General features: G+C 74.2%; 3 protein-coding genes. 2 read left to right on the forward strand and 1 reads right to left on the reverse strand.

Going from position 1 to position 3,716, the window contains the following annotated elements:
* Window positions 1–23 precede the first annotated feature (23 nt).
* On the forward strand, window positions 24–467 hold the full coding sequence (locus tag ACOV8S_RS29755; RefSeq protein ID WP_448321635.1) for a nitroreductase family deazaflavin-dependent oxidoreductase: 444 nt from the start codon (window positions 24–26) through the stop codon (window positions 465–467).
* Window positions 468–589: 122 nt separating this feature from the next.
* Here the strand turns inward: ACOV8S_RS29755 and ACOV8S_RS29760 are convergent, their stop codons facing one another.
* Entirely contained in the window at window positions 590–1,786 is a 1,197-nt protein-coding gene (locus ACOV8S_RS29760; protein WP_448321636.1) for a geranylgeranyl reductase family protein, read from the reverse strand.
* A gap of 305 nt (window positions 1,787–2,091) precedes the next feature.
* Between ACOV8S_RS29760 and ACOV8S_RS29765 the strand changes: the two genes are divergently transcribed.
* A complete protein-coding gene (locus tag ACOV8S_RS29765) occupies window positions 2,092–3,447 on the forward strand; it encodes a M20/M25/M40 family metallo-hydrolase (protein WP_448321584.1) in 1,356 nt (451 codons plus the stop codon).
* The last annotated feature ends 269 nt before the right edge of the window (window positions 3,448–3,716 follow it).

Raw genomic sequence — 3,716 nt, forward strand, 5'->3', positions numbered from 1 at the left:
CCCCCCCCCCCGCCACGCCCGCCATCCCCTACTACCTCAAGGCCGGCCCCGTCGCCTCGCGCTTCAACACGATCGTCGGCTGGCTGGCCCGGCACGGCGTCAGCCTGATGGGCAGCGCGGAACTCTCGGTGCGCGGCCGGAAGAGCGGCGCCATGCAGCGCATCCCGGTGAACCCCTACCGGCACGACGGGGAGCAGTACCTGGTCTCCGCGCGCGGGCACTCCCAGTGGGTGCGCAACATGCGCGTGGCGGGCGGCGGTGAACTGCGGGTCGGACGCAAGGTCCGCCGTTTCACCGCCACCGAACTGCCCGACGGCCAGAAGGTCGACGTGCTGCGCGGCTACCTCGACAAGTGGGGCTGGGAGGTCAACCAGTACTTCCAAGGCGTGACCGCGGCCTCCTCCGACGAGGAGCTGGCCGCTGCCGCCTCCGACCACCCGGTCTTCCGGATCACGGTCACCGCCTGAAGCCTCGGCCCGACCGTGCCACCTGACCTCCCGGCCCGGAGTCCGGAGTCCGAAGCCCGGAGTCCGGAGCCCGAGGGCGCGGTGCCCGGACGGTCGCCCGGGCCGGAGCCCGGGCGCGTGGTCTAACGCTCCAGCCGCAGCAGCACCCGCTGCGCCATCGGGTGGGTGCGGACGAGCTCGGCCAGGGTGGTCGCCCCGCGCGTGATGTCGGCGAACGCCCGCCACGCGGGCCGGAACCCGACGATCGCGGCGTGGAACAGTCCCGGGCGGCGTTCGAAGAGGGCCATCAGCTTCCGGCCGACGCTCATCTCGACGCCGAGCCCGGCCTTGACCGCGAAGGCGTAGTTGAGCGACTCGCGCCGCACGTCCACCGCGTCGGCGGCTTCGGCGATCCGCACCGCCCAGTCGCCGGCCAGCCGGCCCGACCGCAGCGCGTAGGAGATGCCCTCCCGGGTCCACGGCTCCAGCAGTCCGGCCGCGTCACCGCAGACCAGCACCCGGCCCCGGGAGAGCGGGGAGTCGTCGGTGCGGCACCTCGTGAGGTGACCGGAGGAGATCGCGGGTTCGAAGCCCGCCAGGCCGAGCCGGCCGATGAACTGCTCGAGGTACCGCTTGGTCGCCGCGCCGTCGCCGCGTGCGGAGATCACCCCGACGGTGAGGGTGTCGCCCTTGGGGAACACCCAGCCGTAACTGCCGGGCAACGGGCCCCAGTCGATCAGGACGCGTCCCCGCCAGTCCTCGGCGACCGTCTCCGGCACCGGGATCTCGGCCTCCAGACCGAGGTCCACCTGCCCGAACTTGACGCCGACGTGGGCGCCCGTGCGGCCGGCACTGCCGTCGGCGCCGACGACCGCGCGGGCCAGCACCGTCTCGCCGCCCTGGAGCACCACGGCCACCGTGCGCCGGTCGGGCACCGTCGGCCCGTGCTGCTCCATGCGGGAGACCGTGACGCCGGTGCGCAGTTCGGCGCCGGCCTTCTGCGCGCTCTCCACGAGCGCGTGGTCGAACTCGGGGCGGTTGACGAGTCCGAAGAGCATCCGGCGGGAGCGGCGGGTGCGGGTCCGACGGCCGTCGTGCGAGAAGGTGACCGCGTGCACCCGGTCCTGGAAGGGGACCTCGAAGCCGGGTGGCAGGGCGTCCCGGGTGGGGCCGATGATGCCGCCGCCGCAGGTCTTGTAGCGCGGCAGCTCCGCCTTCTCCAGGAGCAGCACGCGCCGTCCGGCGACCGCCGCCGCGTAGGCCGCGGACGCTCCGGCCGGTCCCGCGCCCACCACGACCACGTCCCAGACGCGGTCCTCGCCGCCGATTCGTCCGGTCAGGTCCGCGGAGTCCGCGGGCTCCTCCGGGTCCGACGCGGTGCTTCCGCCGTTCTCACCGTTCTCGCCGCTCACGATGGCCAACCGCTCCCGATCACCAGTCAGATGCCTGCCGCACTGTCCAGAGCATCCTACGGCTGCGATCGCCGCAGGCCACTGTGGGAGTATCGACGGCGCGGACCGGTGCCACTCGCGCCCGTCCGCCACCTGCGAGGAACCGCCCGCCCGCGAGGACGGCGGCGCAGGGCCCGCCCGCCGGACCCGCGCGGACGGGTCGAGTGAGACCCGAGAGTTACGAGGAGCCCGCCATGTCGTCGAACCCGGTCGCCGCGACCGTCGCCTCGCTGATGCCGAGGGCGAAGGAGGAACTCGCCGAGCTGGTCGCCTTCAAGTCGGTCGCCGACTTCGAGCAGTTCCCTCGCAGCGAGAGCGAGGGCGCCGCGAACTGGGTGGCCGACGCGCTGCGCGCGGAGGGATTCCAGGACGTCGCGCTGCTCGACACCCCGGACGGCACGCAGTCCGTCTACGGCTGCCTGCCCGGCCCCGAGGGTGCCCGGACGGTCCTGCTGTACGCGCACTACGACGTCCAGCCGCCGCTCGACGAGGCCGCCTGGGTCACCCCGCCGTTCGAGCTCACCGAGCGAGACGGCCGCTGGTACGGGCGCGGTGCGGCCGACTGCAAGGGCGGCGTGATCATGCACCTGCTGGCGCTGCGCGCGCTCAAGGCGAACGGCGGCGTGCCGGTCACCGTGAAGGTGATCGCCGAGGGTTCGGAGGAGCAGGGCACCGGCGGCCTGGAGCGGTACGCCGAGCAGCACCCCGAACTGCTGGCCGCGGACGCGGTCGTGATCGGTGACTCGGGCAACTTCCGGGTGGGGCTGCCGACCGTGACGACGACCCTGCGCGGCATGACGCTGGTGCGCGTCCAGGTGGACACCCTGGAGGGCAACCTGCACTCCGGGCAGTTCGGCGGCGCGGCCCCGGACGCGCTGGCGGCGCTGGTCCGGGTGCTGGACTCGCTGCGCGCCGAGGACGGTTCGACGACCGTGGACGGCCTGACGGGCGACGCGGTGTGGGACGGTCTCCAGTACGACGAGGAGCAGTTCCGTGCCGACGCGAAGGTGCTGGACGGTGTCGGTCTGATCGGTTCGGGCACCGTCGCCGACCGGATCTGGGCGCGACCGGCGGTCACCGTGCTGGGCATCGACTGCCCGCCGGTGGTCGGTGCGACGCCGTCGGTGCAGGCGAGCGCGCGGGCGCTGGTGAGCCTGCGGGTGCCGCCGGGCGTGGACGCCGGTGAGGCCGCGAAGCTGCTGCAGGCCCATCTGGAGAGCCGCACGCCGTGGGGCGCCCGGGTCGCCGTCGAGCGGATCGGGCAGGGCCAGCCGTTCCGGGCGGACGCCGGCAGCCCGGCGTACACGGCGATGGCGCGGGCCATGGCGGTGGCCTACCCGGGTCAGGAGATGCAGTACGCCGGTCAGGGCGGTTCCATCCCGCTGTGCAACACGCTGGGGACGCTCTACCCGCAGGCGGAGATCCTGCTGATCGGTCTCAGCGAGCCGGAGGCGCAGATCCACGCGCCCAACGAGAGCGTCTCCCCCGAGGAGCTGGAGCGGCTGTCGGTCGCCGAGGCCCTCTTCCTGCGGGAGTACGCGGCGGGCTGAGCAACCGTCACCTCACCGGAACACGGCCCCCGCATCGGTGCGCGGGGCCGTCCACCGTGCCGGCCGCGGGGACGGCGTCCGGCGGCCCGGGCGCGGCAGGGTCAACCCTTCCCCCAGCAGGGAGCGCGGCAGGCACGGAGGCTGCCGCCGGCGCACGGGCGCGGCAGGGTCAGGGCTTCCCGCAGCGGGGAGCGCGGCTGGCACAGGGCCTGCTTCCGGCGGCCCGGGCACAGTCAGGCCGAGCAGGGCCGAGCCGAGCCGGCACAGGC

Source organism: Streptomyces sp. CO7 (assembly GCF_053474865.1).

Bases quoted from the DNA above. Each gene is read 5' to 3' on its own strand.
- ACOV8S_RS29765 (WP_448321584.1), top strand. From the start codon at position 2,092: ATGTCGTCGAACCCGGTCGCCGCGACCGTCGCCTCGCTGATGCCGAGG.